The 23,074-nt window shown below is 39.3% G+C and carries 21 protein-coding genes; 6 read left to right on the top strand and 15 right to left on the bottom strand.

All coding sequences use genetic code 11. The annotated features are described in order from the left end of the window. Positions 1-92: 92 nt before the first annotated feature. From GGQ60_RS06215 to GGQ60_RS06225, 3 genes are all read right to left on the bottom strand, one after another. Positions 93-704, bottom strand: coding sequence for a hypothetical protein (locus GGQ60_RS06215; RefSeq protein ID WP_183760954.1), 612 nt, complete (start codon positions 702-704; stop codon positions 93-95). Positions 705-766: 62 nt separating this feature from the next. Continuing rightward, a complete protein-coding gene (locus tag GGQ60_RS06220; RefSeq protein WP_183760956.1) occupies positions 767-2,677 on the bottom strand; it encodes a beta-N-acetylhexosaminidase in 1,911 nt (636 codons plus the stop codon). A gap of 313 nt (positions 2,678-2,990) precedes the next feature. Next, positions 2,991-3,683 carry a lysoplasmalogenase gene (locus tag GGQ60_RS06225; RefSeq protein ID WP_183760958.1) on the bottom strand — a complete coding sequence of 231 codons (693 nt, stop codon included), beginning with the start codon at positions 3,681-3,683 and terminating at the stop codon, positions 2,991-2,993. 300 nt (positions 3,684-3,983) lie between these two features. Between GGQ60_RS06225 and GGQ60_RS06230 the strand changes: the two genes are divergently transcribed. Beyond that, positions 3,984-4,334, top strand: coding sequence for a type I phosphoribosyltransferase (locus GGQ60_RS06230; protein ID WP_183760960.1), 351 nt, complete (start codon positions 3,984-3,986; stop codon positions 4,332-4,334). 552 nt (positions 4,335-4,886) lie between these two features. On the opposite strand, the gene GGQ60_RS06235 is transcribed toward GGQ60_RS06230, so the two are convergent. Both GGQ60_RS06235 and GGQ60_RS06240 read right to left on the bottom strand, forming a co-directional pair. Then, positions 4,887-5,417 carry a metalloprotease family protein gene (locus tag GGQ60_RS06235; RefSeq protein WP_221235887.1) on the bottom strand — a complete coding sequence of 177 codons (531 nt, stop codon included), beginning with the start codon at positions 5,415-5,417 and terminating at the stop codon, positions 4,887-4,889. Between the two features lie 15 nt (positions 5,418-5,432). Beyond that, positions 5,433-6,476, bottom strand: coding sequence for a tetratricopeptide repeat protein (locus tag GGQ60_RS06240; protein WP_183760963.1), 1,044 nt, complete (start codon positions 6,474-6,476; stop codon positions 5,433-5,435). Between the two features lie 130 nt (positions 6,477-6,606). Here GGQ60_RS06240 and GGQ60_RS06245 point away from each other — a divergent pair, with 130 nt between their 5' ends. The 3 genes from GGQ60_RS06245 (at position 6,607) to mgrA (ending at position 9,221) form a co-directional block, all read left to right on the top strand. Beyond that, a complete protein-coding gene (locus GGQ60_RS06245) occupies positions 6,607-7,263 on the top strand; it encodes a phosphatase PAP2 family protein (protein ID WP_183760966.1) in 657 nt (218 codons plus the stop codon). Between the two features lie 67 nt (positions 7,264-7,330). Beyond that, positions 7,331-7,996, top strand: coding sequence for an HAD family hydrolase (locus tag GGQ60_RS06250; RefSeq protein WP_183760969.1), 666 nt, complete (start codon positions 7,331-7,333; stop codon positions 7,994-7,996). A 235-nt stretch (positions 7,997-8,231) separates the two neighbouring features. After that, positions 8,232-9,221, top strand: a complete 990-nt coding sequence (gene mgrA / locus GGQ60_RS06255; protein WP_183760973.1) for an L-glyceraldehyde 3-phosphate reductase — start codon at positions 8,232-8,234, stop codon at positions 9,219-9,221. Positions 9,222-9,425: 204 nt separating this feature from the next. On the opposite strand, the gene GGQ60_RS06260 is transcribed toward mgrA, so the two are convergent. From GGQ60_RS06260 to GGQ60_RS06280, 5 genes are all read right to left on the bottom strand, one after another. Then, positions 9,426-9,623 (bottom strand): hypothetical protein, encoded by a 198-nt coding sequence (locus tag GGQ60_RS06260; protein WP_183760976.1) that lies wholly within the window; start codon positions 9,621-9,623, stop codon positions 9,426-9,428. A gap of 495 nt (positions 9,624-10,118) precedes the next feature. Next, positions 10,119-10,415, bottom strand: a complete 297-nt coding sequence (locus GGQ60_RS06265) for a Dabb family protein (protein WP_183760979.1) — start codon at positions 10,413-10,415, stop codon at positions 10,119-10,121. A gap of 48 nt (positions 10,416-10,463) precedes the next feature. Further along, complete coding sequence (gene ligD / locus GGQ60_RS06270; protein ID WP_183760982.1) at positions 10,464-13,154, bottom strand: DNA ligase D; 2,691 nt, start codon at positions 13,152-13,154, stop codon at positions 10,464-10,466. A gap of 10 nt (positions 13,155-13,164) precedes the next feature. Further along, positions 13,165-13,338 carry a DUF3606 domain-containing protein gene (locus GGQ60_RS06275; RefSeq protein WP_221235888.1) on the bottom strand — a complete coding sequence of 58 codons (174 nt, stop codon included), beginning with the start codon at positions 13,336-13,338 and terminating at the stop codon, positions 13,165-13,167. A gap of 105 nt (positions 13,339-13,443) precedes the next feature. After that, positions 13,444-14,655 (bottom strand): glycosyltransferase family 87 protein, encoded by a 1,212-nt coding sequence (locus GGQ60_RS06280; protein ID WP_183760985.1) that lies wholly within the window; start codon positions 14,653-14,655, stop codon positions 13,444-13,446. A 291-nt stretch (positions 14,656-14,946) separates the two neighbouring features. On the opposite strand from GGQ60_RS06280, the gene GGQ60_RS06285 reads away from it, so the two are divergent. After that, positions 14,947-15,171, top strand: a complete 225-nt coding sequence (locus tag GGQ60_RS06285) for a DUF3606 domain-containing protein (RefSeq protein WP_183760988.1) — start codon at positions 14,947-14,949, stop codon at positions 15,169-15,171. Positions 15,172-15,176: 5 nt separating this feature from the next. Further along, a complete protein-coding gene (locus GGQ60_RS06290) occupies positions 15,177-15,374 on the top strand; it encodes a hypothetical protein (RefSeq protein ID WP_183760990.1) in 198 nt (65 codons plus the stop codon). Between the two features lie 9 nt (positions 15,375-15,383). Here GGQ60_RS06290 and GGQ60_RS06295 read toward each other — a convergent pair whose 3' ends face one another. The 5 genes from GGQ60_RS06295 to GGQ60_RS06315 form a co-directional block, all read right to left on the bottom strand. After that, positions 15,384-16,529 carry a serine hydrolase domain-containing protein gene (locus GGQ60_RS06295; protein ID WP_183760993.1) on the bottom strand — a complete coding sequence of 382 codons (1,146 nt, stop codon included), beginning with the start codon at positions 16,527-16,529 and terminating at the stop codon, positions 15,384-15,386. A 65-nt stretch (positions 16,530-16,594) separates the two neighbouring features. Next, complete coding sequence (locus tag GGQ60_RS06300) at positions 16,595-17,056, bottom strand: VOC family protein (RefSeq protein WP_229685100.1); 462 nt, start codon at positions 17,054-17,056, stop codon at positions 16,595-16,597. Positions 17,057-17,371: 315 nt separating this feature from the next. Then, complete coding sequence (locus GGQ60_RS06305) at positions 17,372-18,202, bottom strand: aldo/keto reductase (protein WP_183760995.1); 831 nt, start codon at positions 18,200-18,202, stop codon at positions 17,372-17,374. A gap of 274 nt (positions 18,203-18,476) precedes the next feature. Beyond that, complete coding sequence (locus GGQ60_RS06310; RefSeq protein ID WP_183760998.1) at positions 18,477-19,910, bottom strand: TolC family protein; 1,434 nt, start codon at positions 19,908-19,910, stop codon at positions 18,477-18,479. Further along, the gene (locus GGQ60_RS06315; protein WP_183761002.1) at positions 19,903-23,073 is read right to left on the bottom strand and encodes an efflux RND transporter permease subunit; all 3,171 of its coding nucleotides are present in this window, start codon (positions 23,071-23,073) and stop codon (positions 19,903-19,905) included. The genes GGQ60_RS06310 and GGQ60_RS06315 overlap by 8 nt, the downstream gene beginning before the upstream one ends. Position 23,074 lies beyond the last annotated feature (1 nt).

Here is a 23,074-nt window from a genome sequence, read left to right on the forward strand (position 1 = left end):
AGGCATGACGCTGCTTCGTATGCTGCAGGCCTTACTCTTTTTATCCTAAACCATCAATTTTAACTCCCAAACCTTTTAGCCTATGCCTTAATTCACCTTTTCTCTTCAGGCTTCACTTCGCTTGTCGTAAAACTATTTCCGCTCAATCTATATTGATAGGTTTTGGTAATTGTTTTTGTGCTGTCTGCTGCATCCTTTACCGGAAAAGAGCGGAAAAGATCACCACTTTTAATGAAAAATTTATCCTTGCCGGTATAACCTTTTTTCTGGCTTGAGCTTAATGATGGAAAACTGATTTTATTGAAATTGCCCCCAGCATATTCGAACACATTCAGATCTAAAACATCTTTTTTGCTTAACAATTGAATATACAGTTCGGGGTTTCCATCATTATCAAGATCCATATTCCAGGCATCGGTGATAACGCCTTTGCGGTCTACGGCAATCGATTTATAACTCTTGCGGACTGAATCTGACATTAAGATCTGGTATCCGCCAATGGAGTCTACTCCTTTTCCCCAGCTTACAACTTCGAAATTTAAACCCGGTTTTACTTCTATATCTTTATAAAAACGGAAAGGATTCTTTTCTACTTTGACCGTTTCAGTTTTAACTTCTTTAGGCTTTTCTTCGGTGCATGCAAAACAAAACAGCACCCCTGTAATTAACAAAAGGCGCTGTAATGTATATTTCTGTAGTTTCATTCTATTTGGGTTCATTTTGGTTGTCCCAAATTAAGAATTTTAGCCTATCTAAGCAACAGATTTTATTTCTTCGCGTCAGCTTTAACTTCAGGTGCCCCGTTGTTTAAAACCGTTTCTGCAGTTACACTTCTTCTGCCACTTGGCGCAATAACAATGGTTTTTAATACCCTTTTTTCTCCCTGTGGAACAGTAATCTTAAAGGGTGCAGTATATAAAAATGCGCTTTCTGAAGGGCGTGCCAAATCAATGGTATAATAAATTTTTGCTCCGGTTACCGGTGCTTTTAAATCAATGGTAAAGTCGCCACCCGTTAAAGGTTTATCACTTTGCCCGATAGGTGTAGGCACCCAGAAATTAATTCCCATTTTATCTAAACGTGCTAAATGTACCGGTAAGCGCTGCTCTGAGAAGTTCTTTAAATCTTTACGCTCCACCGGCGACCACGCAATTTCGGCCAAAGCCAATAAACGCGGGAAGGCATGATTTTCAGCTTTGGCAGTGGTTTTAATATATTCAGTCCACAAGTTGGCCTGCACACCTTTGATATATTTCCTTTCCTCGGCAGTTAATACTTTCGGAACAGGATCGTAAGCATATATTTTTTGGTAAGGGGCAAATCCACCGATGGTTACCGGTTCATCAGGAGAGTTTGATTGTTTATGGTCGATGTACAAACCCATCGAACCTGGGGTCATAATGACATCGTGTTTTTGTTGTGCAGCAGCAATTCCACCATCTTCACCCCTCCAGCTCATTACTGTAGCATTTGGTGCCAAACCACCTTCTAAAATCTCATCCCAACCGATAATTGAACGTCCTTTACTGTTCATATACTTTTCGATGGTCTGAATAAAATAACTCTGTAATTCGTGTTCATCTTTCAGGCCTTTCTCTTTCATTAAATTCTGGCAGAAAGCTGATTCTTTCCAATAGGTTTTGGGTGCTTCATCACCCCCGATGTGGATATATTTAGAAGGGAAGATCGCCATCACCTCATCCAATACATTTTCTAAAAAAGTGAAAGTATTGGCCGATGGCACGAAGATATCATCAAAAACACCCCAGGTTTGTTGCACCTGCTTCCCTTTTCTGCTGCCAGCCCACGGGGTTTTATCGCTGATAAAAGTATCGCGGTCAGGGAAACAGCTTAACTCGGGGTATGAAGCAATTGCAGCAGAAGCATGTCCCGGTAATTCAATTTCCGGAATTACGGTAATGTATTTCTCTGCCGCATATCTTACAACTTCTTTGGCTTCATCCTGGGTATAAAAACCTTTTACCGGGGTAAGATAATTGCCGTTGCCCGGATAATTACCGATAATGGTACCATTGCGGACAGAACCGATCTGGGTAAGTTTAGGATATTTTTTTATTTCCAATCTCCAGCCCTGATCTTCGGTTAAATGCCAGTGGAAAGTATTGATTTTATAATAAGCCAGCTGATCGATGTATTTTTTGATAAAAGAAACCGGAAAGAAATGGCGGCCAACATCCAACATTGTTCCCCGGTAGCTAAAACGCGGGTAATCATTAATGTTAACTGCCGGGATGGTAATCTTATCAGCTACTTTATCAGGCATCATCTGCATGGCCGATTGTACAGCATAAAAAAGCCCGGCCCCTTTTCCTGTTAAAACAATTTGCTTAGGCGTAACTTTAATGGTATAACCCTCAGCCGGTAGCTGATCTGCACCAACAGATGTTAAAACGATGGCTTTTTGGTTAGGCTGGGGTGTTTTGGTTTCTCTTAAAGCAAAACCAGCCTTGGTAACAATAAACGCGTTCAATAAATCGGTCATTTTTGAACCGTCTATACTCTGATTTACCAAAACTGTTGTTTTATCCAGAATGAAAGTTCCATTTGCCTTGGTAACTGATACGGGTGCAGGAATAATCCCTAAATTGGGATCGCTCTGTGCAAATGCACTCGCGCTGATCAATACTGCGGTAAAAATCGAAAATACCTTTTTCATGTGTGTGTTTAGGTTTTTGTACTATTTAGTTAATTATTTTAACCAAGATAGAGATTATGGTTTTATTCCAAATCCCACATTTCTGTTACAATCCAGATCAACCGTTTGACTGCATCATGTAACGCAGATAAATCTTTGTATCCAAAAATTGTCTTTCTGACATCTCATCCGGGTATGTACCAAAAAATAGGATTATACCGTTTAAATATCCCTAAAAACAGTGTCGAAAATTCACATTTGCAAAGGATAAGCTTATACGTGTTATTAGGTTACTGACGGATAAAACAGCTGTTCGCCTGATAAGTACAAAAAATTATACCTCCGTTCTCGTTACCACCAGCTTTCGTTCAATTGTGCCATAAACAATTAAATACTGTGCAATCATATAAGTAGCCATTATCAATACGCCACTCTGCGGTATGGGCTGTGCAAATTTATCAACGGCTAAAATACTGTCAGACAACAAGAAACATAAGGCACCATACAAGATAATTTTAAAGCTAAAAATATTCACCTTCCCATATCGGTTAACAGCCATAATCGCCATAACCGTTATAATAATGGCATACATTAAAACCGGGAACTGCAGGGGCCCAAGATGCGGCTGTAAATAAAAGAACAAACCCGAGCAAAAAATAGCAAATGCGCCAACTGCCCATAAAAAATAGGGTGTTTTATGGTTTGGATTGGATTTGTGATCGAGCATAAAAGCCCTGATATAGAAAATATGGCAAACTAAAAAAGCGATTAAACTGAAGATAAAGAAACTTGTTCTACCGTTCTGCAGCAGCAACAATAGATCTCCAAGCCACGCAAAAATCAAACCTGTAAAAATTCTTTTATGGAAACGTCCCTTTATATTCGTACTTAGGTAGAGCCATATCAAAAGTATCACTACAATTAACGGCTTAGAGAAATAATTAAGCGCTGTATTTTTGGCATATTCTGCATATAGCTGAACTACAAAAACGAGTAAAAATATAAATGAAAATAGCTTAGTTTTCATAACAATTGGGTTTTGCCTGTCGCAAATTAAAGAACCAAATTACGGATATTAACCGGATAGCCAGAAAAATTCCCCATAAACTTGTGCCATCTCCAGATAACATCTAGCAAGCACGTTCCTATCACATTCAAGTATTTGATTAGCGATATCTATCCCTTCAATTTAAGTCCCTTCTTTTTCGTGTAAAATTTATGCGTGTTTTATATTTTCTGTTGATTTTTATCAAATTCGGCTTAACTTTGACTTACAAGAAAATGGGTCTGGCATTACTGCCTTTTCTGTTTCATTCATCCCATAAATATGAAAAAATCAGCTTTCGTTTTGTTTGCATTGGCCAGCTCATTTTATGCAAAAAGCCAAACATTGGTATTGGCTAAAGATGCAGCTAAATACGTGGGTAAAAATGTAACCATCTGCGATTCGGTTTACAGCACAAAAGGATTGGAAAAGTTAACCTTGATTAACTTAGGAGGTGCTTATCCGAAAGAACTGATTACGGTGGTCATTAACAAACAGGATGAAAGCAAATTCCCATCTGAACCTTACAGCATGTTTCTGGGAAATAAAATCTGTGTTACGGGGATCGTAACCGAATTTAAAGGCAAGCAGCAAATTGTAGTTACCGACCCAAAGCAGATTGTCGTAAAATAATCATTTATCATAACTCATTATTAAATTGTTTTTTGTAGCTTTTACATAAAGTAATACTTAATGTGATAAATTTTCGCTCACCTATCTGTTCCTCAAAATATCATTACGTTAAATTTTGCATTTAGCAAGGATTATGTCTTTCTCATGCCCATAGCTATGCGGAAATCGTCCTCAACAAAATGCTAATTGGTATTGGTTTATGATAAGACCCGGGCCTGAGTTTTTCGGATGAAGTTTAAAACATGTATGCTTTGGCCCACGCAAAGCTAATTACACAGCAGAAACAACCTAAGCTCCTCCTTCGTTAAAGGAGGATAGCTTCGGCTCGAGCGTTAACACTAAGCTATTATTTATGGAATAAATTCGATGAGTAGTGCCTCTTCGGCTGGCAGGAAATTATCCAGCCAGCCTCGTAAGCATAGATATCCTTATTATCTGCTTCGAAGATTCAAAATCCTTTTAATATTTCATAACAGATTATACATACAAGCCTATTTCCTTGATGAACCGTTTTATTTCCTTGATGAATATTTTCCATTGCTGTAGTTTTTATCATACCAAAAACTTAATGATCAGGTAAGGTAAGCCCATAGCAACTGCACTACCGTAAATAATATCAAGCCAAAAGAAAGAGCCCAATGCGCCGGCGTAAATAAAACCAACTATAGGAGTTACCACAATTTTAGACAACCATGAAGTTGTTTTTGATTTTACCACTGCATTCCATAAACTGTTTGCATCACCAGTGCTTGGAAATGCATGCGCTCCGATTGAAATGGCCAGATACATGAGCAAATAATCTAAAACATTGGCCGAATCGAATTTAAACTGTAAAGCTGCAGAAAAACCGATAACAAAACACAGCAACGAGTTAACAATAAAAGGCCCTACAGAAATAAATACTGTTTGATAAACCTTTTGCGCAGGCTCGTGTATAACGTAGCCTACTGGGTTTTCGGGCCTGAAATAACAAACTTCGAATACCGGAACCTTAAATAACCGGCAAAAAAGCTGGTGTGCAAGTTCATGTACAATTACACCCGGAAAAGTTGCAATACTGATAAATATACCTGGAATAAACATGATTTTAATTTTTAATTACCTGTAAATTTCTGAGCCTAAGATAATGGGCGATAAACGTTTCGATATCGTACTATCGCCCGACTGGGTTTCGTGGGCCTTGATCTTGGCTAAACTCGCCAGGCTTTCTTTTTTCCTGCCGGCAAAATAGTCGACCATTGCCATAGCTTCAATAGCACTGTCATCATCAGGATCAAGCGCAATGGCTTTTGAAGCAAAAACAGCAGCCTCCTTATCATGTTTTCGTTTAAGTTCAATCCTGGCCTTTTGCGATATCGCATAAATATTTTCGGTATTAAATGCCAATAATCGGTCACATAATGCTAAAGCTTCATCATACCTGGCCGTATTTCTTTTAACAGCGGTTTTCAGGCTTAAAGCCTGGTAAAAATTAGGATCAACCTCCAATACCCTGTTTACAATGCTATCAACACGGGCATAATCTTTTGTCGCAAATAAAAAGTTGGCAACATGCGTTTTTAATGCAATTTCATCGGTACTATCGAGTATGGCCAATAATTTACCTTTATCATTTGCAACAGCTACAATACGTTTATACATCAGCGTATCCTTAGGAAAAGACTGCACAATGTATTCAGAAGCTGCATTTACCGTATTCAATAAGTCTTTATCCTCTGTTTTTACATCTGCAACTTTGCTAAAAGCGATTTGGTAGGTTTCATAATCAAAATTATAGGCACTTGCAACCATCATATAGGCATTGGCATTGAAATGTTCCGGAAACTGGTTCAATACCAAACTTAATTCGCGTTGAGCCGTTACAAAATGTTTTTGATCGATTGCATTTTCCGCCTTGCCCAAGTGAACTGCAGCATAAATATATTTCTGCGTACGCAGCAAACTGATGATTACAACAACCAGGATGCCGAGCCCGAAAAACCTGATCCATTTAGGTATGGGATATTTAATTAAGCTTTTCCGACAATCAGAACATAAATTAGTATTATAACCAGGTTCGTATGAGTTTACCTGACAGTTTACGCACAAGTTTTCGTTAAAATGGTTTTCTGTTGCACCTTGGGTGGGATGATTTTCCTGCATATGAGATTCGTTAAGCCAATAAAGATAATATTTTTTAACAATTTCGGCTATGAGGACCTACATATAATAAAAAGCCCTTTTTTTTGTTTCGATTGGCATAAAATCTATAATTTTGAATTTTACCCTGTCTATGAATACTTTTTTGAACCGAAATACCTTAATTTTTATCCTTGCCTTACTGATTGCATGCTTCGCCGCTTTAAGTTTTTTTATTGCGCAACATCCTATTCTCCCTTTTGATATTAAATTTTCACTATTTATCCAGCAATGCCATGCAGATTGGTTGGATAAACTGATGCTGGCGATCAGTTTTTTTGGCGAACTCCCCTTTTCCTTACTTTCAGTAGTGCTGGTGGCCGCTGTTTTTTACTGGCAGAAATATAAACGCGAGGCCCTGTTTATTTCAACCGTTTTATTATCGGGATTGATTATTTTGGGGATAAAAAATGTAATTAACCGCCCAAGACCAACAGCATTTTATGTCCGTTTGGTTGAAGTTAACCGTTTTCAGAGTTATCCCAGTGGGCACGTATTATCCTATACCTTATTTTTTGGCTTTCTGATTGTGCTGATGTATACCTCGAAAACCATCCCTGAACGTACTAAAAACATCGTCACCCCTTTATCACTATTTTTGATCCTGACCATTGCTCCCTCAAGGATTTATTTAGGTGCACACTGGTTTACCGATACTGTTGGAGGCTTTTTACTTGGGCTGATCTGTCTTTTTCCATTATGCTATTTCTATTTCAGGAAAAAGCAAGTAAACCCTTCACCAGGGCTTTAGGCGCTAATTTTTCCGGATTGATGACCCGGTCTTAACTCAATCTAAAAAAATCTGATAATTTTGTTTCATGATAACTATTAAACCAAAAGCTTTTCTTTTTGACCTGAACGGCACCATGATTAACGATATGGCTTTCCATAACCAGGCATGGCATAACATTCTTACAGCGGATTTAGGCGCAAATATCAGTTTCGATGAGGTTAAAAAACAGATGTACGGTAAAAATCAGGATCTTTTAGAACGTGTTTTTGGCATAGGTTATTTCTCCCAGGAACAGATTGATCAGATTTCTATCGAAAAAGAGCGGAGGTATCAGGCTGCTTATAAAAAACATCTGGCATTAATAGCCGGTTTAGGCCAATTTTTGGAAAAGGCAAAACAAACAGGCATTCAAATGGCAATCGGCTCTGCCGCCATCCCCTTTAATATCAATTTTGTACTCGATAACTTAAATATCCGCTCTTATTTCAAAGCCATAGTAAGCGCCGAAGATGTGGTGAACAGTAAACCTGATCCTGAAACCTTTACCAAAGGAGCAGAAATTTTAGGGGTTGCAGCCAGCGAATGTATCGTTTTTGAAGATGCACCGAAAGGTGTTGAAGCTGCACAAAATGCCGGAATGAAATGTGTTGCCTTAACAACCATGCACACTAAAGAGGAGTTTTCGGCATATCGCAACATTATAGCCTTTATAGAAGATTATACCGATCCCTCTTTACAGGATCTCTTCTAACACTGGCATGATCCGGAAATCCGGTCATTTTTTTGATCATTTCAGCTCCTGTAGTTGATGATGTTTTGCGGTAAAACGATTTGATTTTTGCCATGAAACCAGCATCAGGATATAAAAAATATGCTAAGCATTGGGAGTGGCAGCCAATAAAATCGGTATAGTAGTGTATTTATTTTAATGCAAAATCTTATAATCTCATAAAACTGACTATTATTGTGGCAATCAAACCCCTAATATGAATCAAAACATTTCAACAGACCGTTACGATAAAATGTTATACCGCCGTTGTGGGAACAGTGGCTTAAAATTGCCCGCCATATCATTGGGTTTATGGCATAATTTCGGACACGTAAACGTTTTTGAAAACAGCAAAAACTTAATTTATACAGCTTTTAACAATGGGATTACCCATTTCGATTTAGCAAATAATTACGGTCCGCCCCCTGGTTCAGCCGAAGAAGTTTTTGGAAAGATCCTTCAGGATGATTTTAAGGGCTACCGCGATGAGATGATAATATCAAGCAAAGCGGGATACACGATGTGGGATGGCCCTTATGGTGACTGGGGTTCGAAAAAATACCTGGTTTCCAGTTTAGACCAGAGCTTAAAGCGCATGAAACTGGATTATGTTGATATTTTTTACCATCACCGCCCTGATCCCGAAACCCCTTTGGAAGAAACCATGGGTGCCTTAAGTTTACTGGTGCAGCAAGGAAAGGCTTTATATGTAGGCATATCAAACTACCAGGCAGAAGACGCTGCAAAAGCCATCAAAATCTTAAGAGATAACGGTACACCATGTTTAATCCACCAGCCTAAATATTCGATGTTCGAACGTTGGGTAGAAGGTGGTTTGCTTGATGTTCTGGAAAAAAATGGTGTAGGCTGTATTCCGTTTTCACCCCTGGCACAGGGCTTACTTACCGACAAGTATTTACATGGTATCCCTTCCGATTCGAGGGTAGCTACCAGTGGTATTTTCCTCAAAGAAAGTAATATCACCCCAGAGAAATTAGCGGTAATTGCCAAATTAAATGAGCTGGCCAGATCGCGTGGACAAAAACTGGCTCACATGGCTTTATCGTGGATATTGAAAGATAATAGAATTACCACGGTACTTATAGGTGCCAGTAAACCAGATCAAATAACAGATTCGATTAAAGCTTTAGATAATATTGAATTCAGTGCTGCTGAAATAAAACTGATCGACGATATATTAAATTAAATAGCAATCGTTATTTCGTCAGGTTAAACAGAAAGCTCCGGGTTGGCAGGCCAGGAGCTTTCTGCTTTTTAAAGGTATGCTATGTTTATCTCTTTCCATTGCCGGTATCTGAGTCCAAAAAAGCAAACTAACGGGCAACACAAACTATTGGTTAATAATGATATACTCATATCACATAACCAATTTATTCAGGCAAGAAAGGAACTAAAGAATAATTAAGATGGTTCCCGATTTAAATAATTTAAAGTAATAATGAAATTCGCCGTGGCGATTGATTTTTTCGATTTCACACACTTTACCGGATTTACCAAATTCGTCGGATAATAAATCGCCGATTTTAATGCTGTCTAACTGATTTACGTTAAGGGATGCTCTTTTTATTAATGTAGCTGTCTTTTCCATAAGATTGCAGTTTAAAAGTATTACGTAATTGAAAACACTTTGGTTCTGAAGGATCGTAAATTACTCATAATTTACAACCAAACATACAAAATTGTATATTTAATTATCAATAACAATCTTATAAATATGTAATATAAATTGTATTTTATTTACATTACAAAAAAAACGCATTGTAATTAATTATTATACAATACATTAAGATCTGATAAAAACAATGATTAAAAATAAGGTAGTCTGTTTTATAATGAATTTATTGCACAAAAATGAATAAAAATACAGGCGATTTGCCCGGATCTTATGATAGTTGTAGTGTAACAAGCCCTGGCGGATAAAATGCATTAAGAAATAAACCCTCAAGCATCTTATTAATGGTACTTTTTAGAAAGCCTTGTTTACCTCTTGGGAGGAATTTCGATACCTCCGTCAAGCTCAGTAACAAGCTGAGCTTGACGCGTGATGGAATGATTGATCTATGGGCTTTAGCCCTCGTCAGAGTTATTCTGCGTCGTAAATCACAACCTTTTCGAAGTAAATCCTGAATTCATCCAAGAAGGCTTTATGTACCGGGTGAACCTGGTAGACATCGTGAGCAGCGAGGTCTTCGAAAAACAAGATCAGGCTAAATGTATAAGTGGTATCAACAACAGCACGCTCAATTGGCGCAGGCACGCCGATATGAAAGGTTTTTATAACTTCTATACTTTCTAATTTTTCTAACCCTTTACGGAAAGCAGCTTTTTGATCATCAGTGGTATCGGCTTTAAGCCAAAATAAAACGTGGTGTGCTATCATTTTTCTAATTTTTCGCCAAATATAAGTAAAGCAACAAAAGATTGTGCTTTATCCAAAAACACTTTTTGCTTTACTAATGGCCTTTTTAAGATCAATTCCTTTGCCCAGCACCCCCTTAAATAAATCGCCTTCCACTTTTAACCGGTCAACGGCGTTAAAAATATTAAAATCTTTCATTTTCAGTCCCGGTTTTACCTCGTCCCAATGCAGGGGCATCGAAACGCTTGCTCCTGTTTTTGGCCTCAACGAGTACGGGCAGGCAATGGTAGCTCCCGGCCTGTTCTGTAAAAAATCGAGGTACATCTTCCCTTTCCTGGCCGATACCATCCGCTCTAAAGAAGTATAATCCGGGATCTGCTGATGTACCAAATTAACCACAAGCTTTGCAAAAAGCTGGCTCTGATCGTAATCGTATTTGGCATTCAGCGGGATGTAAATATGCATCCCTGTTGAACCTGATGTTTTGCAATAGCTGGGTACCTCAATGGCGTCAAGCACTTTTTTGGTTTCCAGGGCAGCGTTAACGACCTGATCAAAAGTATGTTTGTCGGGATCCAAATCAATCACACAATAATCGGGATGATCCGGAGACTGTACGCGGCTAAACCAGGGGTTCATTTCGATACAACCCAGATTGGCCATCCATAACAAAGAGGCTTCATCTGTTCCCACCAAATATTCTTTTTTTTCACCCTCACCATTTTCATATGGAAAAGTTTCTGCCCAGTCAGGTGCTTTCCCCTTAACATCCTTCTGATAAAAACTCGGTCCGTGGATGCCCCCCGGAAAACGGTTAAGCGATTGTGGCCGATCTTTAAGGTAAGGTAAAATATATTCTGCAACCTGGTAATAATAATTGAACATATCTCTTTTTGTGATCTTATCTTCGGGCCAATAAATTTTACTTAAGTTGGTAAACTTAAGCTCGTGGCCTTTTATTTTCCTTACCTGGGTTTCGTCTTTTGGATTTAATAAGGTTTTGCGTTTTTTCTCTTTTGGCGGCTTTACGGCATCGTGATGTCCGTTTTTTTCTGTTGTTTCTTTCACGATGTCGACGGCCGTACTTTCTTCCTCCCTGATTACTTCTTTTGCTTTTTTATCCTCTCGAATCCCCTGGAAGGAAGGATGGCGAAATACTCCATCATCCGTTACCTCTGTAAAAGCAACTTCACAAACCAGCTCAGGCTTTAGCCAGGTAGCTTTTGCCTTTGGCGGGTTTGGCCTGAACCGCGAAGGTTTGTTAACGTCGGGTATACTTTCAAATGGACTTTTATCGACAATGAGCGGTTCGAACTGCTCCATCATCATTTTCTGCTGTTTGTCTGAAAATCCTGTGCCTACTTTTCCTACATATTGTAATTTTCCTTTGTTGTACAGGCCCAGCAGAAGCGAGCTAAATGCTTTTGAGGTATCTGCATTTTTAGTAAAACCGGCGATTACCACCTCCTGCCGTTTATGTGCCTTAATCTTAAGCCACTCTTTCGATCTTCGGTCAGGAGCGTAGGTACTATCTATTTTTTTTGCAATTATTCCTTCTAAGCCCATTCTTTGCGCAGCATCAAAAAAATCGATACCGCTGGCCTTAAATACCTTACCCAAACGAAGCCGGTCATCATCTGTGGGCAAAACATTACTTAGCACTGCCTGGCGCTCAAAAAGCGGAAGACTCATCAGGTTTTTACCTTCATACCACAAAATATCGAACACATAAAAAACCAGTTCTCCATCGGCCTCACTCCGCCAGTTCTGTAATGAGCCAAAGTTGGATATGCCTTTATCATTCAGTACTATAATTTCACCATCCAGCACTGCGTTGGTTTTCCAATCTTTTAACAGGTCATAAATGGGATAAAATTTTTCGTTAAATGATTTATTGTTTCTCGAAAAGAGTTCTACTTTTCCTTTATTGATAAAAGCCAGGGTACGGTAACCATCCCATTTTACCTCATATTGCCAGTCCTGGTCATCAAAAGCTTCATCCACAAGTGTGGCCAGCATGGGTTTAATGTTTTTAGGAATAACGGATTTGGGTGCCTTTTTTAGAATGTCCTTTACATTGGGCTGATCACTATTGACAGCAGTTTCTTGTTTCACTTCCGGTTCAGGATCTTTTATTCCGGCCTCTACAGGTTGCTCTTTTCCATCCTTCCAAACCTTACCGGATGTTTTTTCCATCTTTTCTATCGTTTTTCCAGAAAGTACCGATTTATCCTGTTTGGTAATGTCTTTGGTTGAAGCGTAATCGTCTTTGTGTTTGATCAGCAACCAGCTGTTTTCAGCCATGCCATGTGTTTTAACAAGCGCAAATTCGCCATGGAGTTTTTCTCCGTTTAATTTAATTTTTAAAGAGCCATCTTTTAACTGTTGTAAGAGATGTTTCTCCTGTGCTTTTTTGCCCTTAATATTTTCAATCGGCTCATAAGTACCTTCGTCCCAAACAATAACGGTTCCACCTCCATACTCTCCCTGCGGAATAATGCCCTCAAAATCTTTATAACTAAAAGGATGATCCTCTACCATCATGGCCAGGCGTTTGGTTTTGGGATCGGTTGATGGCCCCTTTGGTACGGCCCAACTTTTTAAAACACCTTCCATTTCGAGTCTGAAATCGTAATGCAAACGTGAGGCATCGTGCTTCTGAATCACAAAATGTAATTTGTTCCTGTCGCTGCTTTTACCTGATTTAGGCTCTGCTGTTTTTGAGAAATCGCGTTTTGCCACATATTTTTCCAGACTCATACCCAAATTTTTATTTCCTTAAAAAATCTTCTACTGCCTGAGCAGCGTTACCAACCGTTTGCACTGCTGCCTTTAATTTATCTTTGCTTACGCCAAATTTGTTAGACCAATAATCGAGCTCATAACCTTCGTTAATGTTGATCCTACTGCGGTCAGCACTACCTGTTTTTTGTTTATCATCCATAATACTTTTGATTAGACTGCTATAAAACAGCCTGATAACACAAAAGGTTTTAACATCCGTTTCTGTAAACGGACATTAAAACCTTAAAAAAATAAAATGTTAAACTTAATCTATTAGCGCAGTAACCATTTCTGGTTCTGTTTCTTCGGCATAGGCAAACCTGTTATTGGTAGCATTATATATAACCCTCAACCACACCAGGAAATAAGGCAGGCTGATAATGGCCAAGGATAAAGGATGTGATTTGGAGAAGACCGGAAACAATAACAGCGGGAAATTACAGGTAATTAGGAGCAAAACGGGTAACAATACTTTTTTCATCGCCTCATTCCTTTCTTTCACGTACCAAACACCTACCCCTACGATCGAAATTATAAATGTACAGTCTTCCGCTCCTGTACTGAATATAATCGGAAAAATCATTACTGATGACAGGATCATCAATTGGAATCCGCGCTTTTTAAAATGCGAAATATTTACAAAAGGGAGCATAAACAATATCGAACCCAGGCACAGAAATAGAAAATTCGGTATTTTGTCCTGATTAAAAAGCTCCCTAAAGAAACCCATAATAGAAATATCGATCCCATCGCCCAAAACATTAACCATGTTTTTACCTACCAACGAATTCTTCCAGTCTACATAACACTGTACCACATAAGCTGGCGAAGCAAATAGCATGGGTAATAAGAATATAATTACCGACCATAGTATGAGCCATAGAATAAAGGCCGGCTTTTTTTTAGCAAAAAAGAAGAATACCAGACCAACTATACCATAGAGTTTAATAAAGGTGCCGAGAACAATGCAAAGTGCGGCCCATATCCCTTTATCTTTATTCAGTAAGGTATAACTCAATATCATTAATGCTCCGGCACCTGCGTTAAATTGCTGGTTAAGCATCGATTCTATGAGGCAGGGAATGGCTATGTAGCCGATAATTACTTTTTGATCGTTGGTTAAAGGCAGGGTTTGTACTGCCTTAAAAAGCAGGAAGCAGTTAAACAGGTTCCACAACAGTAAACCGATCCAGTTATGAAAAATGGCAAAGGGGGCTATTAACACGCTAAAAATCGGGCCATAGTGGTTGGCATCGTCGTGATATGCCGGATAATAAGCATAAAGTGAACGCCCTTGCAATAAATTTCTAAATGTATTTTCGAAAATCAGGTAGTTATTGTAGCGGTGTGTTGCCCATGAATCTACTACGAAAATCAGGGTGATCAACACCCAAAGGGATAATACAAAGCGATTATCCTGATAAAATTTTAAACGCGGGGATAGATTTTGAGTGTTTGGCTGAAAGAGGTCTGGCATTTGTAAAAAATGTATTACAATACAATAATAAAAATGTAAATCCACAAAACCTAGCATTTTGTATAAAAAATATTACTCTTTTTGGGGATAATTACCAAACTTTCAATCAGGTAGAAACCAGGGGATTGAACCGACATTTTAATCCGTAAGCATCAGGCTGACACAGTTTTATCAGAAACCTACCATTTCTACCGTTTGCTGCTTTTTTTTTGAGAATTTACTGACAAAACCTGAAAACAAAAAGGGATATGCCACTGTTTTAATGAATATCACTAACCAAAATTTGTTAAAATGGAATATCAACTAAATTCGATGAATGCCAGGAAAGAATTTATCGAACTTGCAGATGAACAAGACCGCAATTATTGGGCTGCCAGACTGGGCATCAGCACTGAAAAACTAAAATCGGTTGTTAAAGCACTACATAGTATGGAATTCTCAAAACTGAAGGAACATTTAATGATGGAAAAAGTTAAATCCGGAAGTGCCTATCAACGATTTGTGAACCAACAATAATTTGTATGAACCTTAAAAATGAAAGCAAAGATCAGGTAGCCGTTAACCTACCCATTACCGATAGCAGGCATTTAATTGATTTACCTCCTGTCCAAAATATTTTCGACCAAAAAGTAAAGGGAGATAGTATCATCCATCCAAAAGCCGGTATCAGAACATTAACTGTATTCTTTAACAAGAATGGTTTGGCAAACCTGCTCTAGTTAGTTAAATCAGTTAAAAAAAGATTGATACAAACTATTAATGGCTGCGCGACTAAAATCCGGAAAGCCATCGGTATAAGTAGCATTTATTCCATTTGTTATGATCACGAATCCAAATTTCTTTTTTGGATCAAAAAACATGGTACTATACAAGCCATAAGCAGATCCGGTATGTCCTTTAAGCTTAAGCCCGGGGATAAGATGATCTGCACTTCTGATGGCCAGGCCATAACCTTCATCTTCGGTTAAGGCAGTCTGCATTTTTTTTGCACTTTTTTTAGTGATAATTTTAACTCCGTTTGATGTGCCGTAATTCATGTGCATGATCATGTATTTAGCCAGATCGGTAGCCGAAATTTTCATTCCTCCTGTTGGCGAAAAAATTGGCGTAGAATAGCCCATTACGTAATTGGCAATTTCTGTCCGCCTTGGAGCATAGGCATTTGGCGAGGGTGTATAGGTTTTGCTAACCGCATTATATTCATACAAATGCACAAAACGTGTACTATCCAAAGAATCGACACAATACCCTCCATAAAGCCCTAATGGCATTAGAATGTGTTTTCTGACATAGTTATCGAAGCGTTCGCCAGATTTTTTCTCAATCACTGCACCGATCAGGTTAAAATTAAGATTGCAGTAATCAAATTTACTTCCCGGAGGATAATTGCTGTAACATTTGGCCCAATCAGGATTTTTATCCGGATTGATGAGGTCGAGACTTAAATATCCTTGTGAATCGTTTAGACTGGAGGTGTGCGACAAAGCCATTTTTAAGGTAATTTTCTGATCCGGAAATTTCGGATTCCTGATCTTAAAACCCACCAGATCGCCAAAATCATCATCGAGCGAAATTTTACCTGCTTCTACCAGTTGCATAACAGAAGTTGCCGAAAAAGACTTGGATATGGATGCGATCCTAAAAATATCCTGATCACCCAATGGTTGTTTATTCTCTAAATCTTTTAAGCCAAACGAATGGGTATAGATAATCCGGCCGTTTTTTACCACCGCAACAGAAGCCCCAACTGCCTTATATTTTTCCATAACGGCTTTGAAATCAGTCTCGGCTTTTTCGTTCTGGGCAATAGATTGACCGGATAAACCGATGATTAAAAAGAAGGCAAGAAAATACTGTTGAAGATGGAGTTTCATAATACAATGGATGAAGTTTAAATATAGGATATGAACCAGTATTAAATTGTCGCGTAGTAAAAAATTTACTTCGCATCGTTTACTTCCAGCCAGTGTCCGTCAGAATCTTTGAAATAGATCTGTTTTACGCCGTCTACGCGCAGGGTGATGCCTTTTTCATTTCCCGACCAATCTTCAAAACTGATATTTTTGGCATTCAGTTTCTTTATAAAATCATCAACCGATGGAACACTGAAACACAAATGTGCATTTTTATCAAAAGTTTCGTTGCCCTTTGCCCCCTGTATTAAGTGCAACTGTCCGGCAGGCCCCAGGGTAAACCAGGTATGGCGGTTATCTTTAAAAGGCTCGGGAATGATTTTAAGGTTAAAAACGCTTTCGTAAAAGGTTGTGGCTTTATTTAAATCGGCTACATAAACAGCGATATGATTTAAAATTGCGGGTGCGTTTTTGGGTTGATTTTGCGCCATGGCTTTTTGAAAAATGATAGAAAATAGAATAGCAGTGATCAGGGTAATTCGTTTCATGTTTAAATATCATACTTAAATGCGAATATTGGTAAATAATGTGGTCCCGTAATGGCTTATTTACAAATAAAAAGGTTTTTATAGGTGTAAACTGAAAAAAAGATCCATCACTATGCTCAGGACGACAGGTATTTGTGTATCCTCTTTAATTTAATAACATTGCATAATCTATTTGTGATTCTGGCGCATGCCGGTATCTAAACCGGAAAATATCTGTATCAAATTATTGTAATAAAAAAGGCCTTAGCGAAATGCTAAGACCAGTAATGCGAAGTAGACTAAAGCAAAAAAGATCCTACTCCCAGAAAGGCAATATTAGTTAGCTAAGCTTTCAAATTCTTCGTCAGTTAATTCAATTTCTGCGGCCTTTAAGTTTTCTTTTAAATGATCTACAGATTTTGTTCCAGGGATTAAAAGGATATTTGATGATCTTTTTAATAACCAAGCCAAAGCAATCTGGGCAGTTGTTGCTTTATGTTTTTCGGCAATCGCTTTGATCTTATTCTCCAATTTATGCGGACCTGAAGCTAGCGGAAACCATGGAATAAAGGCCAGGCCCTGTTCAGCTGTAAAGTCTAACACACTCTCCCATTGTCTATTGCCAAGGTTATATAAATTTTGAACGGAAACTATAGGCAGAATTTCTTGCACTTGTTTGATCTGATCGATAGTTACTTCTGACAAACCCACATTTTTTATTTTACCTTCTTTAACAGCTTCTGCTACAGGCGCCAGGGTTTTGGCTACATCGACATTAGGATCAATGCGATGCAGTTGCCATAAATCGATTGAATCTACTTTTAAACGTTGTAAACTGCCCTCAATATCTGCCCTGATTTTTTCAGGCGTTCCATTTGGCACCCAATTGTTTGGACCTGGGCGGTCAAATCCACCTTTAGTAGCAATAAAAAGATCTTTTTGAAAAGGTGATAAAGCATCGGCAATAAGCGACTCATTAAACTTTGGTCCGTAGGCCTCTGCAGTATCAATAAAATTAACGCCATTTGCTACTGCTTCGCGCAGAACGGTTATTGCATTTTCACGGTCTTCCACTTCGCCAAAAACACCGCTACCGGTTAACTGCATGGCGCCGTAACCTAAACGGTTAACCTCTAATTCGCCAAATTTAAATGTTGTTTTTCCCATTTTATTTCAGATATGATAATAAATTCAATGATTAGATAACCACAGGCGAATCGCATTGTTTGCCAAACGAATTTTATGATAAATAAATGAGGAAGTAATTTATTGAGTTAGAAAATTTATGTACCTGATGGTAATATCTGGCATGGCTGATGATCGTAAAAGATTCTTCGCTACACTCAGAATGACAAAACAAAAGGCTGTTCCGGTTTGGAACAGCCTGTAATGTATAAGGATAATTTAATAGGTTTTGCAGTTATTTATGTGCTTAGTGTTGCTATTTCCAACCGCCACCAAGTGCATGGTAAATATCTACCACTGCGTTTAATTGTTGTTTTTTGGTTTCGATTAATTCTAATTTCGATTGTAAAGCATCGCGCTGCGTCATCAACACTTCAAAATAATCCGCCCTGGCTGCTTTAAACAAATCGTTCGAAATATCAATCGATTGGTTGAGCGCAATAACCTGTTTCGATTTCAGGTCGTAACTTTTTTGCAGGTTACTGATCTTAGACAGCTGATTGGCTACTTCAATATAACCATTTAAAATGGTTTTTTCATATTCAAAAACAGCCTGTAACTGTTTTGCATTTGCAGAAGAATATTCAGCTTTTATAGCATTTCGATTGATTAGCGGTCCGGCAAGGTCTCCGGCTAATGAGTAAATCAAAGATTCTGGGGTCCTTAGCAGATAAGAAGGATTAAATGCCTGGTATCCAATGGCTGCCGAAATACCCAGTGAAGGATAAAACTGGGCTTTAGCCACTTTAACATCTAATTTAGCCGCTGCCAATTCGTATTCGGCCTGTTTAATATCAGGACGATTGGCCAACAGCTGGGAAGGTAAACCCGAGTGTACAGTTGCCGGTACCAGATCTGTAAAGCTGGATTTATCCCTCATGATGGGCTGAGGAAAACGACCTAAAAGAAAGTTAATTTTATTCTCGTTCTCGGTAATATCCTGCTGAATATCAAATTCCAAACTTTTCGAACTTAATACCTCAGCTTCAAATTTACGCACGGCAAGTTCGTTCACTCTTGTAGCCTGTTTCTGGATTTTCATTAATTCCAGTGCATTGCTTTGAAGTTCGATCGTTTTTTTAACCGTTTCCAATTGATTATCAGAGGCTAACAATTCATAGTATGAATTTGCTATTTCGGCAATTAAATTGGTAATTACGAAATTTTTTCCTTCTACGGTAGACAGGTAGTGGTTAATGGCTGCTTTTTTAGAATTACGCAGTTTATGCCAAATATCGGCTTCCCAATTGGCTTGTAAGCCGAAACGATAATCGGGCAATACTTCCGGCACACCTTTACCTGGCGTAATTTCGGTAGAGGCATCGCCGGCTCCCGAGCTGGTATAACGGCCAACTTTATCTAAACCGGCGCCAACACCATAGGTTACACTTGGCAAAAGTTCTCCCTTTTTTGCCTTAATTTCATTTTTAGCAATTTCAATATCCTGAAGGGTAATGTTCAGCTCCTGGTTATTTTTCAATGCAGTATCGATCAGGCTGATCAGGTAAGGATCGGTAAAAAAGTTACGCCATTGTATACCGGCGGTGCTTACAGTGTCCTGCGAGCCGTTAAAGCTCACCGGTACACTTTTATTTTCGGCTCTTTGGGCTACTTCCGGAAGCTTACAGGCGGTATATGCTGCGCATACCAGCACCAGTCCGAGGCCTTTAAAAATATGATTCTTAAACATTATTCTCAATTTCTTCTGTTAACGGATGTTCTTCTTCAATTTTGATCAGCTTATGTTTTGCCGCAATTGATCCGAATATATAATATAAGCCAGGGATCACAATTACCCCGAAAATGGTACCGAAAAGCATACCCCCGGCAGCGGCCGAACCTATGGTGCGGTTACCGATCTTACCCGGCCCGGTTGCGATCATCAACGGGATTAAACCTGCAATAAAGGCAAAAGAGGTCATTAAAATCGGACGGAAACGCACAATTGCACCTTCCATTGCGGCTTTAAGTACTGTTGCGCCCTGACTATGGCGCTGTGTAGCAAACTCCACAATCAACACCGCATTTTTACCCAGCAAACCAATCAGCATGACCATGGCTACCTGGGCATAAATGTTATTCTCTAATCCTAATATTTTAAGGAAAAGGAAGGCTCCAAAAATACCAGCAGGTAGTGAAAGGATTACCGAAAGTGGTAAAATGAAACTTTCATATTGCGCGGCTAAAACCAGGTAAACGAAACCTAAACAGATCAGGAAGATGTAAATGGCTTCGTTACCTCTTGATACCTCATCTTTAGAAATACCGGCCCAATCGATACCAAATCCTCTTGGCAGCGTTTTCTGTGCCACCTCGGTAATGGCTTTAATGGCTTCACCAGAGCTGTAACCCGGAGCTGCCTGTCCGCTGATCTCAGAAGCGTTGTACATATTATGCCGGGTAATCTCCGACAAACCATAAACCCTTCGCATTTTGATAAAGGCCGAGAAAGGCACCATTTCATCGCGGTTATTTTTAACCGAAAGCTTTAAGATATCTTCAGGCAAAGCCCTGTATTGAGGCAGCGCCTGAACAATTACCTTGTACTGGCGATCGTACTTGATAAAACTGGTTTCATAATCACTACCCACAAAAGTAGACATGGTATTCATTGCATTATCGATGCTCACCCCTTTTTGCTGGGCAATATCGTTATCAACATCCAGCATGTATTGCGGGAAACTGGCACTGTAGAAGGTAAACACAGAGGACAGCTCTTTGCGTTTGTTCAGCTCGCGGACAAAATCATTGGCAACGGTTTCCATTTTTTTATAATCGCCGCTTCCTGCTTTATCGAGTAAACGGAGTTCAAAACCGCCTGCAGCACCATAACCCGGAACCGCCGGTGGTTGGAAAAACTCGATGGTTGCACCAGGTATAGACTTTGATTTTTGCTCCAGCTCTTCAATGATTTCGCGGGCAGAGTGCTTGCGTTCGCTCCAGTCTTTAAGGTTAATTAAACAGGTACCTGAGTTAGATCCTGTACCTTCGGTAAGAACTTCATACCCAGCCAAAGATGAAACCGATTTAACGCCATCGATGTCTTCGCACATTTTCTGCAGTTTTTCTGCTATCTGGTCGGTACGCTCCAAAGTAGATCCCGGAGGGGTTTGGATAATGGCATAAACCATCCCCTGGTCTTCGTTAGGGATAAAGCCCGAAGGCACGCTTCCACTCAATACCCAAACACCCAGACAAAAGGCCACCAGTACACCAAAGGTTAACAACCTGTGGCTTACTACCTTGCTCAATACCAGTTGGTATTTACCCGATAATTTAGCAAAACCACGGTTGAAACCATCTAGAAAACGATCAATAGCTGTTTTCTTCTTAGCCATGCCATGGTTGTTTTTTAACATAATGGCACACAATGCAGGTGTAAGTGTTAAAGCCACAATACCCGAAAGGATAATTGCAGTTGCCATGGTAATGGAGAACTGACGGTAGAAAATGCCCACAGGACCAGACATAAACGCTACCGGAATAAATACCGAAGCCATTAAGAAGGTAATGGCAATAATGGCACCACCGATCTCTTTCATGGCCTGTTGCGTAGCTTTTAATACCGAGAGGTGCCTGTCGTGCTCCATCTTGGCGTGTACTGCCTCAATTACTACAATTGCATCATCTACTACAACCCCAATGGCGAGTACCAGGGCAAATAAGGTAATTAAGTTAAGTGTAATGCCAAAGAACTGCATAAACACAAATGTTCCGATTAACGATACCGGTACGGCAATAGCCGGAATAAGCGTTGAACGCCAATCGCCAAGGAACAGGAATACCACTAAACCCACCAAAATAAAGGCCTCTACCAGGGTATGGATTACCTTTTCGATAGATGCATCAAGGAATTTGGAAACATCATAACTGATCTCGTAATCTAAACCTTTTGGAAATGAAGCCGCTTTAATTTCGGCCATTTTAGCCTTAACATCCTTAATCACCTGACTGGCGTTACTGCCATAAGATTGTTTTAAAACAATAGCCGCCGATGCTTTTCCATTTAATGTAGAATATAAGTTGTATGCTGAAGCACTAAAATCTACATCAGCCACATCTTTTAAATGGAGCAACTGGCCATCAGGGGTAGCCCTAACCACAATATTTTCGTAACCTTCTTTGGTACTGAAACGCCCTGAATATTTTAACACATACTCGAATGCCTGTGAACGTTTTCCGGAACTCTCCCCTGTTTTACCGGGCGAGGCCTCTAAACTTTGTCCTTCAAGGGCATTCATTACTTCATCCACTGAGATTTTATAAGCCTGCATGCGATCAGGTTTTAACCAGATACGCATAGCGTAATCCCTATCACCCAAAATATCGGCAAAACCTACACCATCAACCCTTTTAAGCTCCGAAAGCAAATTGATATCGGCATAGTTATACAGGAAATTCTGGTTCATTTTAGGATCCTTGCTATACAGGTTGATGTACATCAGCATGTTGGGCTCTTCGCGTGAGATTTTTACCCCCTCACGGATTACCAAAGGAGGAAGTTTATTGGTAACGGCAGCTACACGGTTCTGCACGTTAAGCGAAGCCTGATTGGGATCGGTACGCAGCTTAAACACCACTTGTATAGAGGCTTCGCCATCATTACCGGCATCAGAGGCAATGTATTTCATACCCGGTACACCATTAAGTGCACGCTCCAGCGGGATGATTACGGATTTAATCAATAATTCGTTATTCGCTCCGGGATATTCCGCAGTAATATTTACTTTGGGTGGAGATATGGTTGGAAATTGCGTAACGGGCAGGTAGCTGATGGCCAGTACACCCAAAAACACAATAACAAGCGATATTACGATAGAAAGGACGGGCCTTTGTATGAATTTACTAAACATA

It is taken from the genome of Pedobacter zeae (assembly GCF_014196715.1).
Taxonomy (GTDB): Bacteria; Bacteroidota; Bacteroidia; order Sphingobacteriales; family Sphingobacteriaceae; genus Pedobacter; species Pedobacter zeae.

Excerpts from the sequence above, each read along its gene's own strand:
- GGQ60_RS06215 (WP_183760954.1), bottom strand. The coding sequence starts at position 704 with ATGAAACTACAGAAATATACATTACAGCGCCTTTTGTTAATTACAGGG.
- GGQ60_RS06220 (WP_183760956.1), bottom strand. The coding sequence starts at position 2,677 with ATGAAAAAGGTATTTTCGATTTTTACCGCAGTATTGATCAGCGCGAGT.
- GGQ60_RS06225 (WP_183760958.1), bottom strand. The coding sequence starts at position 3,683 with ATGAAAACTAAGCTATTTTCATTTATATTTTTACTCGTTTTTGTAGTT.
- GGQ60_RS06230 (WP_183760960.1), top strand. The coding sequence starts at position 3,984 with ATGAAAAAATCAGCTTTCGTTTTGTTTGCATTGGCCAGCTCATTTTAT.
- GGQ60_RS06235 (WP_221235887.1), bottom strand. The coding sequence starts at position 5,417 with ATGTTTATTCCAGGTATATTTATCAGTATTGCAACTTTTCCGGGTGTA.
- GGQ60_RS06240 (WP_183760963.1), bottom strand. The coding sequence starts at position 6,476 with ATGCAGGAAAATCATCCCACCCAAGGTGCAACAGAAAACCATTTTAAC.
- GGQ60_RS06245 (WP_183760966.1), top strand. The coding sequence starts at position 6,607 with ATGAATACTTTTTTGAACCGAAATACCTTAATTTTTATCCTTGCCTTA.
- GGQ60_RS06250 (WP_183760969.1), top strand. The coding sequence starts at position 7,331 with ATGATAACTATTAAACCAAAAGCTTTTCTTTTTGACCTGAACGGCACC.
- mgrA (WP_183760973.1), top strand. The coding sequence starts at position 8,232 with ATGAATCAAAACATTTCAACAGACCGTTACGATAAAATGTTATACCGC.
- GGQ60_RS06260 (WP_183760976.1), bottom strand. The coding sequence starts at position 9,623 with ATGGAAAAGACAGCTACATTAATAAAAAGAGCATCCCTTAACGTAAAT.
- GGQ60_RS06265 (WP_183760979.1), bottom strand. The coding sequence starts at position 10,415 with ATGATAGCACACCACGTTTTATTTTGGCTTAAAGCCGATACCACTGAT.
- ligD (WP_183760982.1), bottom strand. The coding sequence starts at position 13,154 with ATGAGTCTGGAAAAATATGTGGCAAAACGCGATTTCTCAAAAACAGCA.
- GGQ60_RS06275 (WP_221235888.1), bottom strand. The coding sequence starts at position 13,338 with ATGGATGATAAACAAAAAACAGGTAGTGCTGACCGCAGTAGGATCAAC.
- GGQ60_RS06280 (WP_183760985.1), bottom strand. The coding sequence starts at position 14,655 with ATGCCAGACCTCTTTCAGCCAAACACTCAAAATCTATCCCCGCGTTTA.
- GGQ60_RS06285 (WP_183760988.1), top strand. The coding sequence starts at position 14,947 with ATGGAATATCAACTAAATTCGATGAATGCCAGGAAAGAATTTATCGAA.
- GGQ60_RS06290 (WP_183760990.1), top strand. The coding sequence starts at position 15,177 with ATGAACCTTAAAAATGAAAGCAAAGATCAGGTAGCCGTTAACCTACCC.
- GGQ60_RS06295 (WP_183760993.1), bottom strand. The coding sequence starts at position 16,529 with ATGAAACTCCATCTTCAACAGTATTTTCTTGCCTTCTTTTTAATCATC.
- GGQ60_RS06300 (WP_229685100.1), bottom strand. The coding sequence starts at position 17,056 with ATGAAACGAATTACCCTGATCACTGCTATTCTATTTTCTATCATTTTT.
- GGQ60_RS06305 (WP_183760995.1), bottom strand. The coding sequence starts at position 18,202 with ATGGGAAAAACAACATTTAAATTTGGCGAATTAGAGGTTAACCGTTTA.
- GGQ60_RS06310 (WP_183760998.1), bottom strand. The coding sequence starts at position 19,910 with ATGTTTAAGAATCATATTTTTAAAGGCCTCGGACTGGTGCTGGTATGC.
- GGQ60_RS06315 (WP_183761002.1), bottom strand. The coding sequence starts at position 23,073 with ATGTTTAGTAAATTCATACAAAGGCCCGTCCTTTCTATCGTAATATCG.